22 protein-coding genes are annotated in these 26,695 nt (G+C 39.6%); 15 read left to right on the plus strand and 7 right to left on the minus strand.

Annotated features, from left to right (window positions below; all coding sequences use genetic code 11):
* Both EJ994_RS05710 and EJ994_RS05715 read left to right on the plus strand, forming a co-directional pair.
* Positions 1–2,253 (plus strand): aminotransferase class III-fold pyridoxal phosphate-dependent enzyme, encoded by a 2,253-nt coding sequence (locus EJ994_RS05710; protein ID WP_126591586.1) that lies wholly within the window; start codon positions 1–3, stop codon positions 2,251–2,253.
* Between the two features lie 39 nt (positions 2,254–2,292).
* A complete protein-coding gene (locus tag EJ994_RS05715) occupies positions 2,293–2,670 on the plus strand; it encodes a DoxX family protein (RefSeq protein WP_126591587.1) in 378 nt (125 codons plus the stop codon).
* 1 nt (position 2,671) lies between these two features.
* On the opposite strand, the gene holA is transcribed toward EJ994_RS05715, so the two are convergent.
* Positions 2,672–3,673, minus strand: a complete 1,002-nt coding sequence (gene holA, locus EJ994_RS05720) for a DNA polymerase III subunit delta (protein ID WP_099574672.1) — start codon at positions 3,671–3,673, stop codon at positions 2,672–2,674.
* 26 nt (positions 3,674–3,699) lie between these two features.
* Here holA and EJ994_RS05725 point away from each other — a divergent pair, with 26 nt between their 5' ends.
* The 3 genes from EJ994_RS05725 (at position 3,700) to EJ994_RS05735 (ending at position 6,114) form a co-directional block, all read left to right on the plus strand.
* Complete coding sequence (locus EJ994_RS05725) at positions 3,700–4,146, plus strand: type I restriction enzyme HsdR N-terminal domain-containing protein (RefSeq protein WP_126591588.1); 447 nt, start codon at positions 3,700–3,702, stop codon at positions 4,144–4,146.
* Between the two features lie 12 nt (positions 4,147–4,158).
* The gene (locus tag EJ994_RS05730; RefSeq protein WP_126591589.1) at positions 4,159–5,160 is read left to right on the plus strand and encodes a glycosyltransferase family 2 protein; all 1,002 of its coding nucleotides are present in this window, start codon (positions 4,159–4,161) and stop codon (positions 5,158–5,160) included.
* A gap of 96 nt (positions 5,161–5,256) precedes the next feature.
* The gene (locus tag EJ994_RS05735) at positions 5,257–6,114 is read left to right on the plus strand and encodes a flagellar motor protein MotB (RefSeq protein WP_126591590.1); all 858 of its coding nucleotides are present in this window, start codon (positions 5,257–5,259) and stop codon (positions 6,112–6,114) included.
* A gap of 67 nt (positions 6,115–6,181) precedes the next feature.
* Here the strand turns inward: EJ994_RS05735 and EJ994_RS05740 are convergent, their stop codons facing one another.
* The gene (locus tag EJ994_RS05740; protein WP_126591591.1) at positions 6,182–6,802 is read right to left on the minus strand and encodes an L-threonylcarbamoyladenylate synthase; all 621 of its coding nucleotides are present in this window, start codon (positions 6,800–6,802) and stop codon (positions 6,182–6,184) included.
* A 173-nt stretch (positions 6,803–6,975) separates the two neighbouring features.
* Positions 6,976–9,300, minus strand: a complete 2,325-nt coding sequence (locus EJ994_RS05745) for an ATP-dependent helicase (RefSeq protein WP_126591592.1) — start codon at positions 9,298–9,300, stop codon at positions 6,976–6,978.
* A gap of 131 nt (positions 9,301–9,431) precedes the next feature.
* Here EJ994_RS05745 and EJ994_RS05750 point away from each other — a divergent pair, with 131 nt between their 5' ends.
* Genes EJ994_RS05750 through EJ994_RS05765 form a run of 4 tightly spaced genes read left to right on the plus strand, consistent with a single transcriptional unit; the run spans position 9,432 to position 13,667 of the window.
* A complete protein-coding gene (locus EJ994_RS05750; protein WP_241240868.1) occupies positions 9,432–9,983 on the plus strand; it encodes a DsrE family protein in 552 nt (183 codons plus the stop codon).
* A 9-nt stretch (positions 9,984–9,992) separates the two neighbouring features.
* Complete coding sequence (locus EJ994_RS05755; RefSeq protein ID WP_126591593.1) at positions 9,993–11,303, plus strand: amidohydrolase; 1,311 nt, start codon at positions 9,993–9,995, stop codon at positions 11,301–11,303.
* Between the two features lie 5 nt (positions 11,304–11,308).
* Positions 11,309–12,862, plus strand: a complete 1,554-nt coding sequence (locus EJ994_RS05760; protein WP_126591594.1) for an FMN-binding glutamate synthase family protein — start codon at positions 11,309–11,311, stop codon at positions 12,860–12,862.
* 34 nt (positions 12,863–12,896) lie between these two features.
* Complete coding sequence (locus EJ994_RS05765; RefSeq protein WP_126591595.1) at positions 12,897–13,667, plus strand: hypothetical protein; 771 nt, start codon at positions 12,897–12,899, stop codon at positions 13,665–13,667.
* 183 nt (positions 13,668–13,850) lie between these two features.
* Here the strand turns inward: EJ994_RS05765 and EJ994_RS05770 are convergent, their stop codons facing one another.
* Together EJ994_RS05770 and EJ994_RS05775 are read right to left on the minus strand one after the other, a co-directional pair.
* Positions 13,851–14,279 carry a hypothetical protein gene (locus tag EJ994_RS05770; RefSeq protein WP_126591596.1) on the minus strand — a complete coding sequence of 143 codons (429 nt, stop codon included), beginning with the start codon at positions 14,277–14,279 and terminating at the stop codon, positions 13,851–13,853.
* 203 nt (positions 14,280–14,482) lie between these two features.
* Positions 14,483–15,100, minus strand: a complete 618-nt coding sequence (locus tag EJ994_RS05775; RefSeq protein WP_126591597.1) for a hypothetical protein — start codon at positions 15,098–15,100, stop codon at positions 14,483–14,485.
* Positions 15,101–15,373: 273 nt separating this feature from the next.
* On the opposite strand from EJ994_RS05775, the gene EJ994_RS05780 reads away from it, so the two are divergent.
* The gene (locus EJ994_RS05780) at positions 15,374–15,892 is read left to right on the plus strand and encodes a hypothetical protein (protein WP_126591598.1); all 519 of its coding nucleotides are present in this window, start codon (positions 15,374–15,376) and stop codon (positions 15,890–15,892) included.
* 191 nt (positions 15,893–16,083) lie between these two features.
* On the opposite strand, the gene EJ994_RS05785 is transcribed toward EJ994_RS05780, so the two are convergent.
* Together EJ994_RS05785 and EJ994_RS05790 are read right to left on the minus strand one after the other, a co-directional pair.
* Entirely contained in the window at positions 16,084–16,998 is a 915-nt protein-coding gene (locus tag EJ994_RS05785) for a patatin family protein (RefSeq protein ID WP_099574688.1), read from the minus strand.
* A complete protein-coding gene (locus tag EJ994_RS05790; RefSeq protein ID WP_126591599.1) occupies positions 16,995–19,103 on the minus strand; it encodes a M1 family metallopeptidase in 2,109 nt (702 codons plus the stop codon). Before EJ994_RS05790 ends, EJ994_RS05785 begins: the two co-directional genes overlap by 4 nt.
* Before the next feature lie 147 nt (positions 19,104–19,250).
* Between EJ994_RS05790 and EJ994_RS05795 the strand changes: the two genes are divergently transcribed.
* From EJ994_RS05795 to leuB, 5 genes are all read left to right on the plus strand, one after another.
* The gene (locus tag EJ994_RS05795; RefSeq protein WP_126591600.1) at positions 19,251–21,791 is read left to right on the plus strand and encodes a DUF559 domain-containing protein; all 2,541 of its coding nucleotides are present in this window, start codon (positions 19,251–19,253) and stop codon (positions 21,789–21,791) included.
* 102 nt (positions 21,792–21,893) lie between these two features.
* On the plus strand, positions 21,894–23,309 hold the full coding sequence (leuC, locus tag EJ994_RS05800; protein WP_126591601.1) for a 3-isopropylmalate dehydratase large subunit: 1,416 nt from the start codon (positions 21,894–21,896) through the stop codon (positions 23,307–23,309).
* A 95-nt stretch (positions 23,310–23,404) separates the two neighbouring features.
* The gene (gene leuD / locus EJ994_RS05805) at positions 23,405–24,001 is read left to right on the plus strand and encodes a 3-isopropylmalate dehydratase small subunit (RefSeq protein WP_099574692.1); all 597 of its coding nucleotides are present in this window, start codon (positions 23,405–23,407) and stop codon (positions 23,999–24,001) included.
* Positions 24,002–24,031: 30 nt separating this feature from the next.
* Complete coding sequence (locus tag EJ994_RS05810; RefSeq protein ID WP_126591602.1) at positions 24,032–25,546, plus strand: alpha-isopropylmalate synthase regulatory domain-containing protein; 1,515 nt, start codon at positions 24,032–24,034, stop codon at positions 25,544–25,546.
* Between the two features lie 56 nt (positions 25,547–25,602).
* Entirely contained in the window at positions 25,603–26,658 is a 1,056-nt protein-coding gene (gene leuB / locus EJ994_RS05815) for a 3-isopropylmalate dehydrogenase (RefSeq protein WP_126591603.1), read from the plus strand.
* Positions 26,659–26,695: the final 37 nt, after the last annotated feature.

A 26,695-nucleotide genomic window follows, 5' to 3' on the forward strand; every position in this document is an offset into this window, starting at 1 on the left:
ATGGATGAACTAAAACCAATATTAAACGAGTCCTTTGGACTTACCGATTACTACGTAGAAACCTTAGAAGGTTATGACAGCACCAACTATAAAGTCACCACGGCTTCAGGTATGTTTGTACTTAAGGCATATTCATATGCAGAGGAAACGTTCGCGTTATTGGAAGCGGAGCACCGAGTGTTTCAAAAATTAAAGCATATTAAAACTATTCAAGTCCCTCTGGACATTCAAAATAAAGATAATGAAACGCTTACCCTCTCCGATGGGAAAATTTTTAGGCTCCTTCCTTTTATCGAAGGTGATTTTCTTGCAGAAATTAAACATTCAAGGGAATTAGCTAGGTCTTTTGGAACAGCATTGGCAGCAATGGATAAAAGCCTCTTTGGACATTACGATTCCGCTATACAGGGGAAGGAAACGAACTGGGATTTACAGTTTTTTATAAACAACCGGGTGTTTATAGATGATATTGAAAATCCGATGGACAAAAGTCTGGTCCGTTATTTCTTTTTGCAGTTCAATGAGCATGTATACCCCATTCAACATCAATTTAGAAAAAGTGTCATCCATAACGACGCGAACGATTGGAACATACTTACCAAAGATGGCACTCTTTCGGGAATTATTGATTTTGGGGATATGTGTCATTCATGGTTGATCAATGAATTGGCAGTAGGACTTACCTATCTACTCATGGAAAAGGACAATCCTCTAGAAATCGCCAAAACTGTGTTAAAAGCGTATCATGAAATTGTTCCGCTAGAAGAGATAGAATTAGATGTACTCTACTACCTGATAGCGGCGCGTTTGTGTACTAGTGTCTGTAACTCGGCCAACACTAAAAAACGTAAACCGGACTCAGCCTATATCACCATTAGTGAAAAACCGGCATGGACACTGTTAAGAAAGTGGTTGACCATTAACCCGATTGCGGCTAAAGATGCCTTTAGAGTATCGTGTGGGTTTCAACAAATAAAGAAAAAAACCCTAAAGAAAGATTTAAGAATTAGAGACAAAAACATCAGCAAGGCCTTGTCGCTCAGCTACAACCGACCCATTCAAATGAGCAAGGCCGCCTTTCAGTTTATGTACGACAGTCATGGGAACACTATACTGGACGCTTATAACAATATTATGCAAGTGGGGCACTGTCACCCAAAAGTGGTGCTTGCCGGGCAGAGAGCCATGGCTAACCTTAATACCAATACACGCTATTTATATGACGAACTTCTAAACTATTCGAAAACCCTACTGGCTAAATTTCCAGAATCACTTAGCAAAGTGTTCTTTGTAAACTCTGGAAGTGCCGCCACTGATCTGGCGATACGCATTGCTAAGAACCACACCAATAGAGAGCACATTATGGTTTTGGAACATGGTTACCACGGAAATACACAAAATGCCATAGATATAAGCCATTACAAATACAATCACAAGGGCGGAAAAGGCAAGAAGAGTCATATTATAGAGACAAAACTGCCTAAAGTTTACGGTTCTGGTTTTGAAACGGAACAGCAAGCCTCCACTTATTATGTAAAAGAGGCACACACAAGGATAAGTGAGCAAAGGGAAAAAATTGCCGCTTTCATTGCAGAACCTATAGTAGGCTGCGCCGGACAAGTGCCGTTACCAAAAAAATATTTAGGCGAGATTTATCCGGAAATAAGAAGACAAGGTGGACTCTGTATCAGCGATGAAGTACAAGTTGGTTTTGGAAGGTTGGGCAGTACCTTTTGGGGCTATGAGCAGTATGATGTTATTCCAGACATCGTAATTCTAGGAAAACCAATTGGGAATGGGCATCCGCTTGGTGCCGTTGTTACCACTACCGAGATTGCAGATAGTTTTGATAATGGTATGGAATTCTTTAGTTCCTTTGGCGGAAACCCAGTTTCCTGCGCTATTGGCAACGCCGTCTTGGAAGTTATTGAAGAGGACAACCTTCAAGAGAATGCAAGAATGGTTGGTGCCCATTTAAAAAACAAGCTAAAACAACTTCAAGAACGCTTTGAGCAAATAGCAGATGTGCGTGGAGAAGGCCTCTTCTTAGGGGTTGAAATTATTACTTTAGACGGATTACCTAATACCGATTTAGCAGCAGATATCAAAAATAAGCTACGTGAGAAAAATATACTCATCAGTACAGACGGACCTTACGATAGTGTACTTAAAATAAAGCCGCCCTTATATTTTAATATAGAAAATGCCAATAAACTTGTAGATGAACTCCTGATTATTTTGAAGAAATCCTAAAAAGAGATACTTTTATAAAGATTAATTAATTTTGATATCATGAAAAATTCCCTCTTAAAAGATATTGGTTTAGCTTTCTTTAGAATAGCGGTTTCCGCTATGATGCTTTTTCACGGTCTTCCAAAATTTCAAAAACTTATCGCAGGTAATTTCGAGTTCGGAAATCCGCTTGGAATTGGTGCGGCTCCTTCCTTATTCTTAGCCGTTATAGGAGAGTTCGTTTGTCCAATATTACTAATTATTGGCTTCAAGACAAGATGGGCGGCTATCCCGGCAGCAATTACAATGTTGGTAGCGGCAGTTATTGTGCACGGAGAAGATCCGTTCGGAACTAAAGAAAAGGCATTGTTCTATTTAGTGGCTTTCGTTACCATTGCACTGTTAGGTCCTGGTAAGTTTAGCATTGATAAAAAATAAGCTATAAGATTTTTACCAACAGTTCCTTTAATAAATCTGCCTGATTTGTATTGGCAGCACCTACTCCTTTCCCTTTTAAGTCCAGCTCGCGTAAATAGGAAATAATTTGGCTCACTTTTTTCATTGGGTAATTTCTTGCGGCCGTCTGAAATTCTCCCACAAAATAAGGGTTGATTCGTAAAGCGCTAGCCACATTTTTAGGGGTGTGGTCGGTGAGACCATGATATTGAAGGAGTTGTGTAAAAAAAGAGTTGAGCAAGGTTACCGTAAGAACAAAAGGATTGTCCTTGGGGTTCTGCGCAAAATAAGTAATGATTCTGGTGGCTTTTACCACATTACGTTCCCCAATGGCCTTTTTCAATTCAAAATTGTTGTAATCCTTGCTTATGCCTATATGTTCTTCAATATCCTGTGGCGTAATTTCGCTTTTTTCTGGAAGTACCAATTTCAACTTAGACAGTTCGTTATTGATCCGGCTAAGGTCAGTACCCAAATATTCCACCAATAAAATGGCTGCTTTGTGAGATATGGTGTAACCGCTAGAAAGTAATGTTTTTCTTAACCATTCCGTTACTTGGTTTTCATACAGTTTCTTGCTTTCAAAAACCACTCCTCCCTTCTTAAGGGACTTGTACAAAGCTTTACGTTTATCTAATTTCTTATACTTGTAACAGATAACTAACACTGTAGTTTCCTGAGGGTTTTCTACGTAGCTCGCTAATTTCTCGATATTTCTTGATAAATGCTGAGCCTCCTTTACAATAACAACCTGCCGCTCTGCCATCATTGGATAGCGTTTAGCATTACCAACAATATCCTCTATAGTGACATCTTTGCCGTACAGCACCATTTGATTAAAACCTTTCTCCTCTTCTGTGAGCACTTTATTACCAATGTAGTCCGAAATCTTATCAATAAAATAGGCCTCTTCCCCAAAAAGAAAGTATATAGGTCTTATACTTCCCTTACGAATATCATTAACAATCTGTAGTGCTTCATCCATTCGGAAAAAATCATCAATTTTGTAAAATGCAACTGCTCAACTTTCCCAGTTACGACTTTAGAGTCAAAAATAGTCAAAATAAAGCCCTGATTTTTGACCTAATCCGGAAAAAGTTCATCGTTTTGACTCCAGAGGAATGGGTTCGCCAACATGTAGTCATTTATCTCATAAATGACAAAAAATACCCACAAAGTCATATCAATGTCGAAAAACAGATTGTAATCAATGGTTTAAAAAAAAGATATGATGTTGTAGTTTTCAATCCTGATGGAACCATTCACTTACTAGTAGAATGCAAAGCTCCGGAAATTAAGATATCGCAGGAGACTTTTGACCAAATTGCGCGGTACAACCTAGATTTAGATGCTACCTATTTAATGGTGACCAATGGTATGTCTCATTTTTATTGTCAGATGAGTAAAAGTGATGAAAAATATCAATTTTTGAAGCAGATTCCTGAATTTAGCCGTTAATTTGTCAACATTTTGAAAATAGCCGTAGTCATATTGAACTGGAATGGAGAAGTGCTTTTGGAGCGTTTTCTCCCCGCTGTGGTCAAATATTCGAAAGATGCAACCATTTATGTGGCCGACAATGCTTCTACTGATGGCAGTATTGCATTCCTTGAGAAAAACTATCCATCAATCGCTATTATTAAAAACAAGGTCAACGGCGGCTTTGCACAGGGCTATAATGAAGCTCTGCAAGATATTGAGGCCGATATTTTCTGTTTATTAAACTCGGACGTAGAGGTCACCGAAGGGTGGTTGTCTCCCATACCAGATGCTTTTAAGACACTACCGAAAGCAGCGATTATTCAACCAAAAATACTGGACCTCCTAAACAAAGAATACTTTGAATACGCGGGTGCTGCAGGTGGTTTCATTGATCAGTTGGGTTATCCCTTTTGTCGCGGTAGAATCTTTCAAACTTTAGAGAAAGATAACGGACAATACGACGATAATAAGGAAATTTTCTGGGCAACCGGAGCTTGCATGTTCGTAAGAAAAGAAGTGTTTACGGAACTCAAGGGCTTTGATGCCGATTATTTTGCCCATCAAGAAGAGGTAGATTTTTGTTGGCGCGCCAAGAACCACGGTCATAAGGTATATTATATAGGCACCTCTAAAGTATACCATCTTGGAGGTTCTACCTTAAGCAATATGAACCCGAAAAAGACTTATCTGAATTTTAGGAACTCCCTCTTCTCCATTACCAAGAACTTACCCCTTCACAAGGCATTTATTATTATTTACATTCGACTACTGCTAGATGGTATTGCAGCCGTTCGGTTTATTTTTCAGTTTAGGTTTAAACATTTCTTAGCCATCTTTAGAGCACATTTTAGTTTTTACAGGCAGTTTAGAAGGATGTACAGAAAAAGGGAAAAGACTAAATTTTTATTAAAATACTATACTACAAAGTCCATAGTGTGGTCTTATTTCGTAAATCAGATAACTAATTTTAACATTTTAGTAAAAGATTAACTAATAAGTCGGTTTAGCGAAATACAAAATATATAATTTTGGTCTCGCTTAAGGCAAAATCAAGTAAACAACAAACATTAATATAGTTAAACAATTATGAAAAAAATCATTTTAGGATTTCTTGGAGTAACGCTTTTATTGTCTTCTTGTGTATCACAGAAGAAATATGCGGACCTCGAAGCAAAACAAAAAGAAACTCAAGATTTATTAAATTCTGCAACGGTTAAGTTAAATGACTGCCTCGAAGAAAAAGCGACTGCGGCTTCTAGACTACAAACCTTAGAAGATCAAAACGCATTTTTAAAGTCTAACAACCAAGAGCTTATTAACAACATGGGCAACTTGACAACGTTAACTACAAAAGGTGCTGAAAACCTTGAGAAGTCATTAGAGAGTTTACAAGAGAAAGATTTGACCATTCGTAAATTAAACGATGCGATTACAAGAAGAGATTCTGTAAACCTATCCCTAGTTCAGAGTTTAAAAGGTGTTCTAGGAAACTTGGATGATGAAGATATTGAAATCAGCGTTGAAAAAGGTGTCGTTTTTGTTTCCATCTCTGATAAATTGTTATTCAGCAGTGGAAGTTACAACGTAACGAACAGAGCAAAAGAAGTACTTGGAAAAGTAGCTAAAGTTGTAAACAACAAGCCAGATTTTGAATTTATGGTAGAAGGTCATACAGATGACGTTCCTTACAGAAAGAATGGCGTGTTATTGGATAACTGGGATTTAAGTGTAAAACGTGCAACGGCCGTTGTTAGAATTTTACAGAACGATTTTAATGTTGACCCTAAGCGTATGACGGCTGCAGGTAGAGCCGAGTTTGTACCGGTATCTGCAACAGAGAAATCTAAGAACAGAAGAACTAGAATAGTTGTTCTTCCAAAAATTGACCAATTCTATAGTATGATAGAAGAAGGGATGAAGGATCCAGCAATTGGAGGAAAGTAATTCCAAAATAGTATAATGAAAAGCGGTCTTAAAAGAACCGCTTTTTTTATACGCATATTTTAAAGGATTAAAGAATATCGAGACTTCCCTTACCCTCTCGTACTACCGTTGGGTAACCTTCGGAAAGGTCAATAATAGTTGAGCCAACATTGCCGCCGTAGCCCCCATCGACAATAACGTCTACGATTTTTTCCCATTTCTCATAAATTAGCTCTGAATCCGTGGTGTATTCGAGCACATCATCGTCATCCCTGATAGATGTAGATACTATAGGATGGCCCAAAGCATTCACTAAGGCAATGGCTATACTGTTATCTGGAACTCTAATACCAACGGTCTTTTTCTTTTTGAAATCTTTAGGTAAATTGTTGTTCCCGGGCAATATAAAGGTGTAAGGACCCGGCAAGGCTCTTTTTAATATTTTAAAGGTAGCAGTATCAATTTGACGCACGTAATCAGACAGATTGCTTAAATCCGCACAGAGAAATGACCAATTTGCTTTGGCAAGCTTTATGCCCTTTATACGGGCCAATTTTTCCAAAGCTCTTGAATTAGTGATATCACAACCCAGACCGTAAACGGTATCCGTTGGATAAATGACCAAACCCCCCTTGCGCAGTACATTTACTACCCTATTAATTTCCTTTGGATTTGGATTGTCTTCATAAATTTTTATAAACTCTGCCATAGTTCACGTATTCTTAAAAGATAAATCCCTTTTCCTTAACTTAATAAACAAGACTTATTATGCTCCGTAACTCGTGTCAAATTCAATGACGGCTTTCCCTCTAATGTCTCTTGGGCTTGCCCCAAGTTCATTTACTTTCAAATGACCAAAAAGGAAATTCCTGAACCTAGCCTTTAAAGCAGCTCTAACTTAGCAAACCGCAATAGCAGTTTTTTAATATCCCCTTTATCAAACTGTATTTCAGCTTTTCTATCATTTCCCGCACCCTTAATCTTCAATACCTTACCACGACCAAAACGTGTATGGTTCACCAAGGAACCCACAGTCAAATTTGGGTCTATCGCATTGGTATTACCTACGGGTCTAGAAAGTTCTGGTTTTATCTTACGTAATTTCTTTAACTGGTTTAAATTAGGCTGACCTACAAGGGGTGGTGTGCCGGCTTTTGGCTTTACCTGTCTTAATTTTGACTTGTCTACTTCACCGAAGATATCGGCATCTATCAGTGACTTATAACGATATCCTCCATCTACTGGAGTTAAGTTCTCTACGTATTGCTCATCAATCTCCTCTAAAAACCGACTTGGTTCCGCATCGATTAACTTTCCCCAACGGTACCTGTTTTGTGTATAAGTTAAATAGGCTTGTTTTTCCGCTCTGGTTAGGGCCACATAAAAGAGCCTACGCTCTTCTTCCAATTCACTACGTGTGTTCATGCTCATGGCAGAAGGAAACAAATCTTCTTCCATACCTACGATATACACGTAGGGAAACTCAAGACCTTTAGCCAAATGAATGGTCATTAAAGCCACACGGTCATCATCTCCTGTATCGTTATCTAAATCGGTCGCCAAGGCTACATCCTCTAGAAACTCGCTTAAGTCTCCAGTAGCATCTGCCAGTTCCTTTTGTCCCTCGACAAAATCTTTTATACCGTTCAGTAATTCTTCAATATTCTCCATCTTGGCGATACCTTCCGGAGTCCCATCCTTTTTAAATTCTAGAAGTATACCCGTTTTTTTAGAGATATGTTCCGCCAAGGTAAACGCATCCGCTCCTTCGTTCATAATCTGAAAACTTTTGATCATGGTAACGAAATCCTCTAATTTTCTTTTGGTACCCGCATTTATCTTAAGGTCTATTTTAGCAATATTCTCCATGACCTCAAAAATAGAACGGTCATAATGATTCGCTGCTACTACGAGCTTATCGATGGTGGTTTGCCCAATACCCCTTGTTGGGAAATTAATGATACGTTTTAGCGCTTCTTCATCCTTAGGGTTTATAACCAATCGTAAATAAGATAGTACGTCCTTTATTTCTTTCCGTTGATAAAAAGAGAGTCCGCCATATATTCTGTAGGGAATGTCCCTTTTTCGTAAGCCATCCTCAATAGCCCTAGACTGGGAATTGGTCCGGTACAGAACGGCAAATTCACCATTAGTCAGCTGATTTTGCATCTTGTTATCCCAAATGGAGCCTGCAACGAACCTACCTTCTTCGGCATCAGTTATACTGCGGTGTATTTTAATGGCGGCACCCTCGTCATTCGCGGTCCATACCACTTTCTCTAATTGATTCTTATTCTTGGCAATTATGGAGTTTGCCGCGTTAACGATGTTTTTGGTAGAGCGATAATTCTGCTCCAAACGGTACATGCCTACGTTTTCATAATCGCGCTGAAAATTTAAAATATTACTAATGTTCGCCCCTCTGAACGAATAGATACTTTGCGCATCGTCCCCTACCACACAGATATTTTGAAAACGATCGGCCAAAGCCTTTACGATTAGATACTGGGAGTGATTCGTATCCTGGTACTCATCTACCAGAATATACCGGAACCGGTCTTGATACTTCATGAGAACATCGGGGAAGCGGGTCAATAATTCATTAGTCCTGAGTAGTAAATCATCAAAATCCATGGCACCGGCCTTAAAGCACCGGTCTACATAATTCTGGTAAATATCCCCTACCCTTGGTCTTTTGGACATCGCATCTGCCTCCATGAGTTCAGGATTGTTAAAATAAGCCTTCACCGTGATAAGGCTGTTCTTAAAGGACGATATCCTGTTTTGAATCTGCTTGTATTTATAAATGTCCTTATCAAGACCCATTTCTTTAATAATAGAAGCAATGAGTCTTTGCGAATCTTGTGTATCGTAAATCGTAAAATTACTTGGGTAGCCCAGTTTGTTACCATCAAAGCGTAGTAACTTGGCAAAAACCGAGTGAAAGGTACCCATCCAAAGGTTCTTAGCTTCAGACGTACCCACAATGTCCGCGATACGTTTTTTCATTTCGCGCGCGGCCTTGTTCGTAAAGGTCAAGGCCAAAATATTAAAGGAATCTACCCCCTGCGCCATCAAATGGGCTATTCTATAGGTAAGCACCCTTGTTTTGCCAGAACCTGCCCCGGCAATAACCATTAAGGGACCATCTTTATGTAAAACGGGTGCCTTCTGGGCTTCATTTAATTCATCTATAAACGTACTCAATTCACTCTTAGTTTAGGAACGTGAATTTAGCCATTATAACGGGATGGCGGAAGCGCTATTTTTCAGAATTATGAACAATAACTGGTATTTCCTTTCAATTTGAATATATTTAGCATCTTATTATCTAGAAAATGCGTCGAAGACTATTAATGCCCTCTTTTTTTTACCTTTTCACCATCGGAATTGTTACGAATTGCTTGGCTCAAGCAAAACAAAGTGGTCCGGTAATAGAAGAATTTGGAAAAGTATGGCGTATAGAAAACACGGATTTTAAAGTAGATACCACAAAGACCTACAAAGCCGTGTTTGACATCATGAACTCGCCTGAGGATGTTTCACAAAGAAATGCAAGCTTGGAAACAGCAGCTCGTTTTTTAAATATGCACGCACAGAGCGGTATTCCTCTAAATCAGCTTAAAGTAGCGTTGGTTGTCCATAATAAGGCATCGAAAGATGTCATTACTTCTGAAGCCTACAAACGTAAATACAATGTTGAAAACCCAAATGAGAAGATGCTACAAGAATTAATGGGCGCTGGCGCAGAAGTTATTTTTTGTGGACAATCTTCCGTTTCTAGGGATTTTCCAAAGGAAGAATTAATTGCCGGTGTACAGCTCTCCTTATCTGCCATGACGGCATTAATACAATTACAGAACGAGAATTATAGATTGATTAAATTTTAAACATACACTATGAGAAAATTAGGAGTATTGGCTTTATTGCTATTTGCCTTTTCCTTGCAAGCACAAGGACCCAATTTAAGTAAGGATTATGAGGCTATAGAAAGTAAGGTTATTGATTGGAGAAGAGATATCCACCAAAATCCAGAGTTAGGAAATCGCGAATTTAAAACTGCGGAGAAAATTGCCAAGCATCTGAAATCATTGGGTATTGAAGTACAAACAGGTGTTGCCCATACCGGTGTTGTAGGGCTACTAAAAGGTGACATGCCCGGTAAAGTTGTAGCCTTACGTGCCGATATTGATGCGCTGCCCGTGACCGAGCGTAACGATTTGCCTTACAAATCTACCGTTACCTCTACCTTTATGGGCGAGGATGTTGGTGTAATGCATGCTTGTGGTCATGATACGCATACCGCTATTCTTATGGGTGTTGCAGAAGTCATGTCCAAAAACAAGGATAAAATCAAAGGCACCGTTAAGTTTATATTTCAACCCGCAGAGGAAGGTCCGCCACCTGGTGAAGAAGGTGGTGCTTTACTCATGGTAAAAGAAGGTGTTATGCAGAATCCAAAAGTAGATGCTATTTTTGGTTTACACATTAACTCCCAGACTCCGGTAGGTACTATTAGATACAAATCTGGCGGTACCATGGCCGCCGCTCAAAGCTTTACGATTAAAGTAAAAGGAAAACAAAGTCACGGTTCACAACCATGGAGCGGTGTTGACCCTATTTTGATAAGTGCCAAGATTATTGATGGACTGCAGACCATTATCAGTAGAGAAACAAACCTTACCAATGAAGCTGCCGTAATTACGGTAGGTAAGATTAAGAGTGGGGTACGTTTTAATATTATACCGGAAAGTGCGGAAATGATCGGGACCATTCGCACACTGGATTATGATATGAAAGACAAACTGAACAAACGTATGGTAGAAATGGTGAGTACCATAGCCAAAGCCTATGGTGGTGAGGCTACCTGCGAAATCAAAGATGCTACGGATATTACCTATAATAACCCGGAATTGGTAGAACAGATGTTACCGACGATGAGACGCGTTGCAGGTGAGGCCAACATCCAAACCCAAAAAGCGATTACGGGAGCGGAAGACTTTTCTTATTTCCAAAGAGAGGCTCCAGGTTTCTTCTTCTTTTTAGGGGGAATGACTCCCGGAAATACAGAATCATTTCCACATCACACACCGGATTTTAAGATTGATGACAGTGATTTATTGTTAGGCGTAAGAACCTTGACAGAAATGAGCCTAGACTATTTGAACAGTGATAAAACACCACGGTTGGATACCAAACCGAAAGGATAATATAGATGTCAGAAATTGCAGCTCTATTAACTAGTCTCCCTTGGTGGACGTGGCTTGTTTTGTTTATCTTATTGGTGGCTATTTGGGATGTTTTTATCCAAAAACGGCACACCATAAAACACAACTTTCCCGTGGTGGGTCATTTGCGCTACTGGTTAGAAAGTATTGGCCCGGAAATGCGACAATATTTTGTTGCGAACAATAGGGAGGAACTACCCTTTAATCGAATAGAAAGAGGATGGATCTATGCCTCTGCCAAACAAGAGAACAATTACGAAGGATTTGGCTCCGATAGGGATTTATACGCGCATCAACATGTTTTTGTAAAAAATAGAATGATGGCCTATCAAGCACCTGCGGGTCATCCTAATCTAGAGGACAAATCATTTATGCCCTGTGCCAAGGTCATGGGCGCTTATAATAAAAGAAAACGCCCGTACAGACCTGCGAGTATTATCAACGTTTCTGCCATGAGTTTTGGCTCCTTATCCGCAGCAGCGGTAGAAGCAATGAATAAGGGAGTATTTAAAGCTGGTGCATATCATAATACGGGAGAAGGCGGATTGTCTCCCTATCATAAACAGGGGGGTGATGTAGTTTTTCATTTTGGCACAGGTTACTTCGGTGTACGTACCGAAGGTGGTAATTTCTCCATGGAAAAAATGAAAAAACTGGTGGCGGACAATCCTTGTATCAAAGCAATAGAGATAAAACTGTCGCAAGGGGCCAAACCTGGAAAGGGAGGCGTACTCCCAGGTGCAAAAATAACAGAGGAACTTGCCGAAATACGTGGGGTTGAAGTGGGTAAAGACGTACTTTCTCCTGCCACACACAAAGCATTTTCCAACGTTCCTGAACTTATGGCCTTCATCGAGGATATTGCCCAAGAAACGGGACTTCCGGTCGGCATTAAAGGAGCCATAGGTAAGCTGGACCAATGGGAAGAATTGGCGGATTTGATGTTAAAAACAGGTAAAGGCCCTGATTTCATTACCGTAGATGGTGGTGAAGGGGGTACCGGTGCGGCCCCACCTTCCTTTGCAGATCACGTTTCCTTACCTTGGGTCTATGGTTTTTCTAGTTTGTATCGTGTCTTTCTAGATAGACAACTAACGGACCGTATCGTCTTCGTAGGGAGCGGTAAGTTGGGCTTTCCTGCGAAAGCGGCCATGGCCTTTGCCATGGGAGTAGACTGTATTAATGTTGCACGAGAGGCCATGATGAGTATTGGTTGCATTCAAGCACAGGTTTGCCATACCAATAGATGCCCTGCCGGCATTGCCACACAGAACAAGTGGTTGCAAAAAGGAGTTAACGTGCCTCTAAAGTCGGACAGACTAGCGCAATATTTTAAATCGTTCCGAAAAGAGTTTCTAGAAATTACCCACGCAGCGGGCTATGAACACCCGTGTCAGTTTACCATGGACGATATTCAGGTAAATGTTGATGACAACGACCTTAACCGTAGCCTAGCCTCTACTTACGGGTACAATAAAGTTAAAGTTGACTTCAAAGGTGTGGAAGAATTAAAAGACTGTTCGTATCTTGGCGGCAAATAAAATCTAGTCCTATTCTTAATCAAATCGTATCATTATGAAGAGAATTTTACTCCTTTCCATAGGTATCTTTTTATTTGTTTCAAATATACAGGCTCAGAAAAAGAGTGAATTGATAGCGCAAAATCAAGATTTAAAATATCGCTTGGATTCAGTGAACAGGATTGTTTCCAAAGCAATACAAGGAGAAAAAATAAGTGTATTAAAGGCTGATGAACTCCAAAATCAAGTAACGGAACTACAAGCGGCCAATGCCACCCTTTTAAAGAACCTGAACAGTTTTGCTGCGCTCTCTAGTCAGAATTCTGAAAACATAAATAAGACCCTAGCGACATTAGAACGTAAGGAAGCCCAATTAAAGGGGCTTGTTAATGGTTTCGCTAGTGCCGACTCTACCGCTTTGGTGGTGCTGACCAATGCTAAAAAAACATTAGGTGAAAATGCCAAAGTACAAGTGAATGATGGTGTGGTCATTATTTCAGAAAAACTGGACTTTTTCTTCGCGGATGGTTTGGGCACCAATCTTTTGGATACTTCCAAAGAGTGGTTAACGAACGTTGCAAAGCTTATCAATGCAAGTCCAAAAGCAGCCGTAACCATTACGGGCATGACAATAACCGGGGAGTTTGACATTGCTATGAATCAGGCCAATACCATTGCAGGGGTTTTGATAAAAGAAAAATCGGTAAGCGGTACCCGCTTAAATGTAAAAAGTGGAGATGGTGGATTTAAAGAATCCATACAGATTAAGATACATCCAGACTACAAAGCTTTTTACGAAGGAGCTAAAGCCGATATGAAGAATTAATTAGCACCAGAATTGCGCTGGTTATTCTGAAATAATTACTCATACTTTATTTGATTTTTTCAATAAGATATAATGTCCTATCGTTACCGTGCGATATCAGTATCAGTACTTTTCAATTTAAGTACTAATTTAAGAAATCCAAACTAAGGATTCTGTATAACGATACCATTCACCGGCTTCATCCTATTTACAAAAAATCAATTCCAAACCGTTTGGACTTCCCAAAAAGTAAGCGGAAATTGTGTGGTCTTGATTAAAAACAGGAACGGAGATACGAATGGCTTTGGTGTCATTAGTTAAAGAAATGTTAGAAGTCAAACTTTGAGGGTTCCATTTCAGTTTTTTGTCCGCCATGGTAGACATATAAACCCTGTCCCTTTCAAATAGAAAGTCAGATACTGAGAGTTTTAAATTTAGATTAATACTGTCCAAGAGAACCCTTTTTCTTTCAACAGGTATTTCCTCACTAGATTCAATAGCTTTCGAGCTCTTAGCATTAGTTTGGTATATTTCAGTGCTATAGGCGTATGACACAAAAAGATGATATACTTCGTCCCTTATAAAATTAGCATTATATTGCTTGCTTATGTATGATCTTTCATAAATTTTCATGGGGTTACTAGGATTAAGAACTAAGGTGGAATTAATAACCTTATACATTTCATTTTCCTGAGGTTTCACTAATTTGCTCGAAAGACAAGAATTCAAATTCAAGCTCAATATTGGGAGGACTATAGTTTTTCTTAAATTCAATCGCATCGTACACTTTTTGATAATAACAAACTGTTGTAAAAACGCTTTTAAATGACCCAATACTAAACAAGATATAGCGTTGAACTACATAACTTCTTCCACTTTGCTCCAATTTTACGATAAATATAAATGTAGCCTCCTAAGGGAGTTTGGTCTATAAAAACGCCATAAGTTCCATTACCTGTATTCATAATAACTGGAAAACTAATAAAGTGCACCGCTTTCTTCACCATACCTACATTCTGATAATCGGCATGTGTACCAATCTCATAGTTTAAAGCTTTAGGATTATCAAATTTAGAGGCATCTAATTGTACCACTTTTAAATTCATCATTTTTTTGTCTAAGTGCTTTTTATCCATTGCGGTAAACAAACTACCTACGGGACATTTAACTATCTCTTCTTCATTTTGATAGTTGATATATTGGTCTAAACCATCCTTCAGGACATCACTATAATAGTCACTGGAGACGTCGTAAGGATTATTTGTTTTGTAATAGAGGCTTCCTTGTACGCCCTCCATATTTTGGCCATAAACCATGTTTAATAGGTCATAGGCTATTTCGGAATTTGAGTTATTATCAGAAGATGGTTTCGACTGAGATTTACATGACACCATCGATATTAACAAGCACAACATTTGCACACAAAATTTAGCATTTATTACTCTTTGCTTCATTATTTACATTTTGCTAATATTCTTGACTTACTTCGATACTTATGGATTGTATAATTGGATTTTGTCGGCTTTTAATTCATTCTTAACTTTAATTTATGTCCAAAAAACAATTCTGTGACTGAAAGATAAAGATTACATGGAACTAAGAAAACAAAATCCTGTATGATTTTAATGTAGAAAAAATATGCATTTCATCGATTAGGTATTATAATAATTGATGAAATTGGTCGTTCTAAAGTCATAAATCAACTACTAATCCAGTAAATTTTAATAATGACATCTGACCAAATTTTTCAACTATTCGCTTATTTATTGCCATCCGTGGTTACTGGGGCCATTGCCTTTTATTTCTTTAGAATGCATACCACAAACGAAGAAGGGAGAAGGCGTTTTCTATTGCATAAAGATTCTCAAAAAGACACTTTGCCTATTAGACTACAAGCGTATGAGCGCATGGCCTTGTTCTTAGAACGTATGGCATTACCAAGTTTAGTAGTTCGTGTGGCTCCGATAACAAAGGACAAAGCTGCATATGAGAATTTATTGATAAAAAGTATTGAAACGGAGTTTGACCATAACCTGTCCCAACAAATTTACATGACGGACGAGTGTTGGAATATCATTAAGGCCGCAAAAAATGCTACCGTACAAATGATACGTAAGGCCGCGATGAGCGAAACGGAAACAGCGGACAAACTCAGAGAAGATATTTTAACGGAAACTATGGAAAAAGCTTCTCCGTCCGCCACGGCATTGGCTTTTGTTAAAAAGGAACTGGGAGAGCTTTGGTAAGAAAAGCCAAGTGTAAGTGCAAGAGTAAATTTCAGATACTAAAATTATATCCTCAGACCACAAAACTCACAAACCATCTAATGCCTACTGTTTACTTCCTACTTCAAACTACTTACTGATTACTGATTACTGATTACTAACTATTAAATACTGACAAAAGACTACTAGCTAATAACTACCGACTACAAAAGTTATTCATTCTCATTCGGCTCAATTGGGTTGGTTTCCTCATTTTTATTCTTAGCGTACAGATACCCCCTTTTCCACCACAATGTCATTTTATCTTTATCGAATATGAGAGAATTTGTGGTTAATATGGTCGGCGTATAATACAGGTTAATAATAGCATTATGTTGGTTGGCCACTAATTTTCCTATACGTATGTTCTGATTTTCAATACGGTCCAGAATAAAGCTTAACATAGTGGTTAAAAGTTCAAACGGATTCCTTGAAGGCATGCGGTTCATATAATTCACTTCGGTATGTAATACCACAACATCTACCTCTGTGGCGCCTCTTTTTATGGCCTCTTCTATAGGCACGATACTGCCCAGACCACCATCGGCATATTCGCATCCATTTTTACGTACCAAACTCATAAATGGGGTATAGTTAGATGAAATCCAAATCCAGTCGCAGAATTCATCATAAGTACACTCGTCTATAGACTTATATTCTACTTGGTTCAAAGACAAATTGGAGACCGTAACCACAACATCCTTATTACTTTCTTGAAGTTCCTTAAACTCGGCCACCGTAAGACTGTTCCTAATGAGGTCTCTAAGATTCTCACTTTCTCCAAAGGTTTTCTTTCCTCGGATAAGATTCTTAAGCACGTTCCAATGATTTATGGATATTTCATTGATGCCGTATTTTTTACGAACTACGAACGGACAGTTATTGAATATGGTCTTTTGGTTTACGTTGGAGTAGATTTCCTTGATTTTATCAACCTTACCCAAAGCCAAATGCGAAATAAGCAAGCTACCTGTAGAGGTTCCTACGAAAAGGTCGTACTTTTTGCCCGATTCTTGTATTAGAAACTGGGCCACTCCGCCGGCAAAGGCTCCTTTGCTTCCGCCTCCTGAAATGACTAATGCTCTCATGGTAAATTTAACTTGGTCTTTAGATAACGTAAATCATCACGCTTTAGTTCTCTAGCTGCATTTAGAATTTCCATTTTACTAGTGTCATCTTCCAGTTTTTCATCCAAAAGACGTCTTGCAAAGTTCCGAAATTGCCACGAATGGTGATTGGTCGCTTTTATGAGTTGTCGGTAAACACTAGCATTCATTGCATTGATATTCGTTAAATACTGAAAAGCCAACTGTCTTACCTCCGGATTGTAAGTAGAAAAAGTATACTTCACCAACTCATTTAACCATCTAGTTTTCTCCACACCGCCATACTCGGGAGTAACCAAGGCAAGCGTTAACCATAGTAAGCGTACATTTTTATTGGGCAGGCCAACAATGTCTTTTGTACGATTTAGATAAACACTTCTATATTCCGGAAAATTAGACCATAAGTTAATTAGTGCCGTTTCAATAGTAAGATAGCTATCATCTTCTAGAAGCGTTTCATAGCGGGACTTTAAACCTTCTGAAGATGCACGAGCACCAGAAATGCGATATAAAACCTCTGCTAAAGTTTGTCTAACGGGTATAGTATCTGTTTCAAAAGCACTAAAAATTAATTCTTCAGGTAAAATTCGATGGTACTCTTTTATGAGGTATTTCTTAAAGTGAACCGATTCACTTTTGTTCCAATACCGCTCATAATCCAAATCATCACTTTGAATACTTTGAAATTCATCTTCCATCGCAAAGACGAGATTAACGGAAGATGAAGTATTTCTTAGGAAGGATTTCATTTTATCAAAAGGAAGCTCCGTACGCTCTAGCCAATCTGACTTAAAAGTTGACAAGTCAAAGCCGCTTGCTTGTTCTACTTCGTTCAAAAAATCGGTTATGGTAACACTTTTATATTGGTGTTTGACTAGATATTGTTTAACTCCGTTTCTAAAATTCTCCTCTCCCACTAGGTCCTTAAGCATCACCAATGCCCAGGCCCCCTTTTCATAAAATGTAAGACTACTGGCCTTAGGGTTGGTCAAGGCCTCCCCTTCTCCCTTATCCGATAAGCTTTTTAGTCGCACAGCGGTATCGTATAATTTCCAATAATAATAGTCATTACCAAAGAGTTCTTTCTCCGCCAAATACGCGTAGTAGGTTGCAAAACCTTCATGCAGCCAATGATGATTACCATCTTTTTCGGTCACCAAGTTCCCAAACCATTGATGCGCCAGTTCATGTGCGTTAACGTTTACGTAGTTCTTGTCTACAAAAGCAGTAGAATCAATGACATAGGTATCCGAAAAAATAGTGGTCGTGGTATTTTCCATTCCGGCGTATAAAAAATCACGAACGGGAACCTGTTTGTAATTTTGCCATGGATAGGGAAAACCGATTTCTTTATCCAAAAAATCGAAGATTTCTTTTGTGTAACGATAGGTAGGTTCCGCCTTAAGACTATCCTTTGGGTAGTAGTAATTTTCAATAGGCACCCCTGAAGCGGAAAGCAGCTCTTGTTTTTTATAGTCACCAATCACAAAAGCTAAAAGATAACTACTCATGGGTTCTTTCATATCGAAAGACGTGATGGTGCTTCCTTTATGATCACTTTTAACCTCCTTGATTCTGCCGTTAGCAATTATAATAGGCTTATTAAGATTTGATTTAAAACTCAAGTCGAACTCCACCTTCTCCTCCATATCGTCAAAACTGGGCAACCAATGACTGGTATATTTGCCTTGTCCTTGGGTCCATAGCTGCTCATTGCCTTCAACGTTATCATCCCAACCAAGGAAATAAACGGTCTGTTTTGGTGTGCAATCATATTGTAAAAGCAATTCGTACTGTTCTCCTTCTTTAAATTGATGGTACACTTTGATGATACGTTGTGTATTTTCCGACCTAATTGGATTCCCATTAAGAAGTGTTTTAGAGAAATGCATGTTCTTAGCATCCAGGAATATAGAATCTACGTCCGCAAGTATTTTTAATTGGTAGCTTACAAGGCCTTTTAGTCTTTTTTCCTGCGGAATCAATTCAATACTAACATCTGCACGAATAAAATCGACCTTATCCTGATGCTGGGCCGTTATCGCACAAAAGAAAAAAACAAAAATTAGAGGTAAGCACTGTCTCATTTTGTAGTACCGGTAAAATACACACCAAATTTAACACTTTAGACCAATAGTCGCTTTGATATGCCCTTAATTAAAGATTACGTTGGTACAACATCGCTTTTGACCATACCCTTTGGGGGTTAATGGTCTTATCCCTAAATTCGTGCAATGAATGCCGGTTTTCTTCAAACACCAGTTGCTTATCTAAAAGGCGTTGGCCCTAACCGGGCGGAAAGCCTTCAATCTGAGTTGGGTATTCATGTGTATCAAGACTTACTGAATCTTTTTCCCAACAGATACATAGACAAGACGCAATACTATAAAATAAACCAGCTACAGAAAAGTAATGCAGATGTTCAGATTATTGGCAAAATAGTTCATCTGAAGACGGTTGAGCAAAAGAAAGGAACGCGTCTTGTAGCCAAATTTCAAGATGACACTGGTGAAATGGAATTGGTTTGGTTTCGGGGTCAAAAATGGATTCGAGAGAATTTAAAACTCAATACACCCTACGTAATTTTCGGAAAATGTAACTGGTTCAACGGGGTCTTCTCTATGCCTCACCCGGAGCTAGAACTACTGAAGGAACACCAACAGGGATTAAAAGTGCATATGCAGCCCGTGTATCCATCGACCGAAAAGCTTAGCAACAAAGGTGTCACCAATAGAGTCATCAGTAAATTAATGCAGCAACTTTTCTTGGAGACCAAGGGCAAGTTTTCCGAAACACTCTCCGATGCGCTCTTACAAGAACTAAAATTGATATCCAAGAGTGAAGCACTATTCAATATTCATTTTCCTAAGAGTCAGGAACTACTGGCAAAAGCCCAGTTCCGTTTGAAATTTGAAGAATTATTCTATCTGCAGATGCAGCTTATTGCTAAGAACATGCTGCACAAACAGCGAATAAAAGGATATAATTTTGACCAAGTAGGAGAACTGTTCAATGATTTTTATGCAAATCAGTTACCTTTTGAATTAACCAATGCGCAAAAAAGGGTCGTCAAGGAAATCAGGGCAGATTTGGGGAGCAATGCCCAGATGAACCGATTATTACAAGGAGACGTGGGTTCCGGAAAAACTATCGTTGCCGTATTGACCATGTTGTTGGCTATAGATAATGGATTCCAAGCTTGTTTAATGGCTCCAACAGAAATTTTAGCCAATCAACATTATACCGGTATTTCGGCATTGCTAAAAGATACGGGGATAACCTGCGAACTGTTGACTGGCTCGGTAAAAAAGTCCGCTCGGAAACCCATACATGAACAACTGGAAAATGGGGAACTTCAGATACTGATTGGTACGCACGCGTTATTGGAAGATAAGGTGAAATTTAAAAATTTAGGTTTGGCCATAATTGATGAGCAACATCGTTTTGGTGTGGCACAGCGATCTAAACTTTGGCATAAAGGTAGCCCACCCCTAACCCCTCCCAAAGGGAGAGTAAAAGAAATTCATTACAAATACCAAACAGCAAGACCATCTACCTATGGGCTACTAAAAGAATTACAACAAGAAAACAAAAAACGAACCTCGGAGGCAGCGCAGTTACTTTGGCAGAGGTTGAAGACAGAACAAACATATGGTCAATTTCAGAGGCAGCATCATATAGATAAATTTATCGTTGATTTTGTATGTATTTCTAAAAAGTTGATTGTTGAAGTTGATGGAGGATATCACGACAACCCCTCTCTAAAAGAAGCCGATACTATGAGAACTCAAATTCTCAATGATTTTGGTTATAAAGTAATACGGTTTAAAAATGAAGAGGTAATCGATGCCATTGATGATGTATTGCATACAATCGAAAGAACATTAAAAGGTCTACCCTCCGGGGCGGTTGGAGGGGCAATTCCACCTCATATCCTAGTAATGACGGCAACACCTATTCCTAGAACGCTAGCGATGAGTTTATATGGTGATTTGGATATTTCAGTTATTGATGAACTCCCACCTGGCAGAAAACCGATAAAGACCGTACATAGGTATGATTCCAATCGCTTAAAAGTATTTCGGTTTATCCGAGACGAAATTAAGAAAGGAAGACAGGTTTACATTGTATATCCACTCATACAAGAATCAGAAGCCTTGGATTATAAGGATTTGATGGATGGATACGAAAGTATTGTGAGGGATTTTCCGATGCCGGAATTTCAGATATCCATTGTACATGGACAAATGAAACCCGTAGATAAGGACTATGAAATGCAGCGTTTTGTCAATGGTGAAACCCAAATCATGGTTGCGACCACAGTGATAGAAGTGGGTGTTAACGTACCCAATGCCTCTGTTATGATTATTGAAAGCGCGGAACGCTTTGGATTGTCTCAATTACACCAACTTCGGGGACGGGTTGGACGTGGAGCGGACCAAAGTTTTTGTATTTTAATGACGAGCCATAAACTTTCATCAGAAGCAAAAACGAGGTTGGAGACTATGGTACGGACAAATGACGGATTTGAGATTGCCGAAGTAGACCTAAAACTGCGTGGTCCAGGTGATATTATGGGTACGCAACAAAGCGGTATTCTTAACTTAAAAATTGCGGATATTGTAAAGGATAACGAGATACTTAAATCCACTCGCTATTATGCTCTAAAGCTTCTAAAGGCCGACCCATCCCTAGAGAAACCAGAAAATTTGATTATTAGGCACAGCTATGCCCAATTAGTGAAATACAAGAATGTTTGGAACTATATAAGTTGATTTAAAAGTCGTCATTAGCTTTTGAACATCGTAATTTCAATTTCAGTTAATTTCCAAAAAACCCCTTGTTTTAATAGATTTGTCTCTTATATTAAGAATACTATGAGCGTATCAAAGACCTTATTTGACAAAGTGTGGGACTCTCACGTTGTACATAAAATTACGGATGGCCCGGATGTACTATTTATAGACAGGCACATGGTGCACGAAGTAACGAGTCCGGTTGCCTTTTTAGGATTAAAAAACAGGAATATCAGGGTAATGCATCCCGAAAAAACATTTGCAACCGCAGATCATAATACCCCAACCATTAACCAACATCTCCCGGTAGCCGACCCTTTGTCTGCAAACCAGTTAAAAATGTTGGAAGAAAACGCCAATGAATATGGTATTTCCTACTGGGGTCTTGGCCATCAAAAGAATGGTATTGTTCACGTTGTGGGTCCCGAATATGGAATAACGCAACCAGGTGCCACCATTGTTTGTGGGGATTCACACACCTCTACACACGGTGCTTTTGGCGCTATCGCTTTTGGTATCGGAACTTCCGAGGTTGAGATGGTTCTAGCAACGCAGTGCATTATGCAGCCAAAGCCTAAGCGCATGCGCATCAATATTACTGGAGAACTACAATATGGTGTAACGCCCAAGGATGTTGCACTGTTTATCATTTCACAATTGACCACTTCTGGCGCAACGGGCTACTTCGTAGAATATGCTGGTGATGTATTTACGGATATGACCATGGAGGGCCGTATGACCGTTTGTAACCTAAGTATAGAAATGGGTGCCCGTGGTGGCATGATTGCTCCGGACGAAAAGACCTTCCATTACGTAAAGGGACGGGAATTTACACCAAAAGGAGAAGCGTGGGATAAGGCCATGGACTACTGGCAAACCCTTTACACCGATCCAGATGCAATTTTTGATAAAGAACTTACTTTTGATGGTTCCTTGATCGAGCCTATGATTACCTATGGAACCAATCCGGGTATGGGCATGGGAATTTCTAACGACATACCCAATGCCGATGCGGTGCAAGGAGGTGCCACTACCTATAAAAAGTCTTTAGAATATATGAAATTCGATGAAGGCGACACCATGATCGGAAAACCGATAGATTTCGTATTTCTTGGAAGTTGTACCAATGGTAGAATTGAAGATTTCAGGGCATTTGCCTCTATCGTAAAAGGGCGCAGAAAGGCCGACAACGTTACCGCATGGCTTGTACCCGGTTCGCACAAGGTGGAAAGTGCCATCAAGGAAGAGGGTATTTTGGACATCCTTACCGAAGCAGGTTTTGAACTACGCGAACCAGGCTGTTCTGCATGTTTGGCCATGAACGATGATAAAGTACCACCGGGTAAATTGGCCGTAAGTACATCTAACCGAAACTTTGAAGGTAGACAAGGCCCAGGATCAAGAACGCTATTAGCAAGTCCTTTAGTGGCCGCTGCGGCAGCTGTTACGGGCAAGGTTACCGATCCAAGAGAATTAATGGAAAAAGAGATGGCATAACCAATTTACTCTTAGCTATTGGCCACTGGCCTTTATCCAAATAAATATTAAATTAAAGCTATAGGCAAACAGTCGATAGCAAAAAGCTAGAAAAAATGGCATACGATAAATTCGACATATTAAGAACAACCGCTGTACCACTTCCGATAGAGAACGTAGATACCGATCAGATAATTCCTGCACGTTTCTTAAAAGCTACGGAACGGGTTGGGTTCGGTGATAATCTGTTTAGGGATTGGCGTTACAACCAAGATAATTCAATCAAGGAAGATTTTGTACTGAACGATGAAAAGTACAGTGGTAAAATATTGGTCGGCGGTAAAAATTTCGGTTCGGGGTCGTCAAGAGAACATGCAGCATGGGCCGTTTATGATTATGGTTTTAGATGTGTTATCTCCTCCTTCTTTGCGGACATTTTCCGAGGTAACTGTCTAAATATAGGAGTACTACCTGTACAGGTTAGTGCAACTTTTCTGCAAAAGATTTTCGCTGCTATCGAAGCGGACCCTAAAACGGAAATAGAAGTGAATCTACCGGAACAGAAGGTTACCTTATTGGCAACGGGAGAAAGTGAGTCTTTCGATATCAATGACTACAAGAAAAATAACATGACGAATGGGTTTGATGACATCGATTACCTTTTGAACATCAAAGAAAAAATAACATCTTTCGCTAAGACTACGCCACTTTAAAATCAGATTTCCAACCAAAGGAGTACACTAATGAAAAGAAAGGTGGAAATCATGGATACCACCCTCAGGGATGGGGAGCAGACTTCCGGAGTCTCATTCTCCGCATCGGAGAAATTGACGCTGGCCAAACTATTGTTGGACGAACTTCATGTAGACCGCATTGAAGTTGCTTCTGCAAGAGTCTCTAAAGGCGAATTGCAAGCAGTACAGCAGATTACGGCATGGGCCGCTAGTAAGGATTATCTAGACCGGGTGGAAGTATTGACTTTTGTAGACGGAGGAGTTTCGTTAAAATGGATGGAGGAAGCTGGGGCTAAATCCCAGAACCTATTAACAAAAGGTTCTTTGAATCACTTAAAACATCAGCTTAAAAAGACCCCAGAGGAACACTTTGCGGAAATAGCAGCAGTTTTTGAACAAGCGAAACAAAAAGGAATCATCAATAACGTTTATTTGGAGGATTGGAGCAACGGAATGCGAAACTCAAAAGCCTATGTTTTTGATTTCTTGGATTTCCTTTCCACACAACCTATAAAACGTATTTTATTGCCTGATACTTTGGGCATACTAACTCATAGAGAGACCTATGACTTTCTGAAGGAAATCGTACAACGCTATCCTAAAATTCATTTTGACTTTCATGGTCATAACGATTATGACTTAGGTGTTGCAAATGTTATGGAAGCGGTAAAGGCGGGTTGTCATGGTTTACACCTTACCGTAAACGGTATGGGTGAACGTGCTGGTAATGCTCCTATGGCCAGTGCCATTGCGGTCATCAACGATTTTCTGCCAGAAATAGAAATAGGTGTTAACGAATCTTCGCTCTTTAAAGTGAGCAAACTGGTATCTGCATTTGCCGGACTGTCCATTCCGGCCAATAAACCTATTGTTGGCGATAGTGTGTTTACGCAAACAGCTGGCATTCATGCAGACGGGGATTCCAAGAACAACTTATATTTTAGTGATTTAATGCCAGAGCGTTTTGGTAGAAAGCGCAAATATGCTTTGGGTAAAATGTCGGGAAAGGCTAATATTCAGAAAAATTTGCAGGAACTTGGCTTAAAACTGAATGATGATGAGTTAAAAAAAGTGACCCAGCGTATCATTGAACTTGGAGATAAAAAGGAACGGGTCACCAAAGAGGATTTACCTTTTATTATATCCGACGTGTTGGATACAGAGACGCATCAACAGAAAGTATTCGTAAAGTCTTACGTATTAACACACGCCAAAGGTTTGATGCCCTCCACTACCCTTTCCGTAGAAATAAATGGCGAAGTATTTGAGGCGAACGCACAAGGAGACGGGCAATATGATGCTTTTATGAATGCTTTGCACAAAGTATATGCATCCAAAAAAATTACCCTTCCGGAGCTCATAGATTACGCGGTTAGAATACCACCCGGAAGTAATTCCGACGCCCTTTGCGAAACCGTCATTACCTGGTCTTTGAACAAAAAGGAATTTACCTCGAGGGGCTTAGATTCCGACCAGACGGTTTCAGCGATTAAGGCCACAGAAAAGATGTTGAATATAATATAGAAAAATAGCTTTAAACAGACAACTACAAGCATCAAACAACGATAAAAGAATACGAAATGAAATTAGACATAGCTTTATTGGCCGGTGACGGAATTGGCCCAGAAGTAATAGATCAGGCCGTTAAAGTCTGTAATGTAATCGCAAAAAAATATAATCACGAGATTAACTGGAAGCCCGCATTGACGGGAGCAGCGGCAATTGACGCCGTAGGGGACCCTTATCCAGAAGAAACACACGAAATCTGTGCAAATTCCGATGCTGTTCTTTTCGGTGCTATTGGTCACCCTAGATTTGATAACGATCCTTCTGCGAAAGTAAGGCCCGAACAGGGTTTATTGAAAATGCGTCAAAAATTAGGCCTCTTTGCCAATGTACGGCCCACCTTTACCTTTCCTTCCTTAATAGATAAATCTCCTTTGAAAAGGGAACGCATCGAAGGAACTGATCTTATCATTTTAAGAGAATTAACAGGGGGGGTTTATTTTGGAGAACGTGGGAGAAAAGATGATGGTAATACTGCCTATGACACCATGACCTACGAACGTTTTGAAATAGAGCGCTTAGCGCATAAAGGTTTTAAAATGGCCATGAAACGTTCAAAAAAACTATGCTGTGTGGATAAGGCGAACGTTCTGGAATCCTCAAGATTATGGAGAGAGACCGTACAGGCAATGGAAAAAGAATATCCGGAAGTAGAAGTCTCTTACGAGTTTGTTGATGCCGTTGCCATGCGACTCGTGCAATGGCCAAGTGCTTATGATGTAATGATTACTGCCAATCTTTTTGGAGATATCTTGACGGATGAGGCATCGGTAATCTCCGGTTCTATGGGACTAATGCCTTCTTCTTCCGTAGGAAGCAAAGTGTCTTTGTACGAACCTATACACGGCTCCTACCCGCAGGCAGCAGGTAAGGATATCGCCAATCCGTTGGCTACCGTACTGTCCGCGGCGATGCTATTTGAAGATATGGACTTACCGGAAGAGGCGCAAGCAATAAGAGATGTAGTAAATAAATCACTCGCAGAAGGCATCGTTACCGAAGACTTAGCGGAGGGAGCAAAAGCCTACAAAACTAGCGAAGTTGGAGATTGGTTGGCAGCAAATATATAAGTTAATCGCTTAATAAAATAAGAAGCATCGCTTAGAA

The organism is Maribacter sp. MJ134, from assembly GCF_003970695.1.
Classification (GTDB): Bacteria; Bacteroidota; Bacteroidia; order Flavobacteriales; family Flavobacteriaceae; genus Maribacter.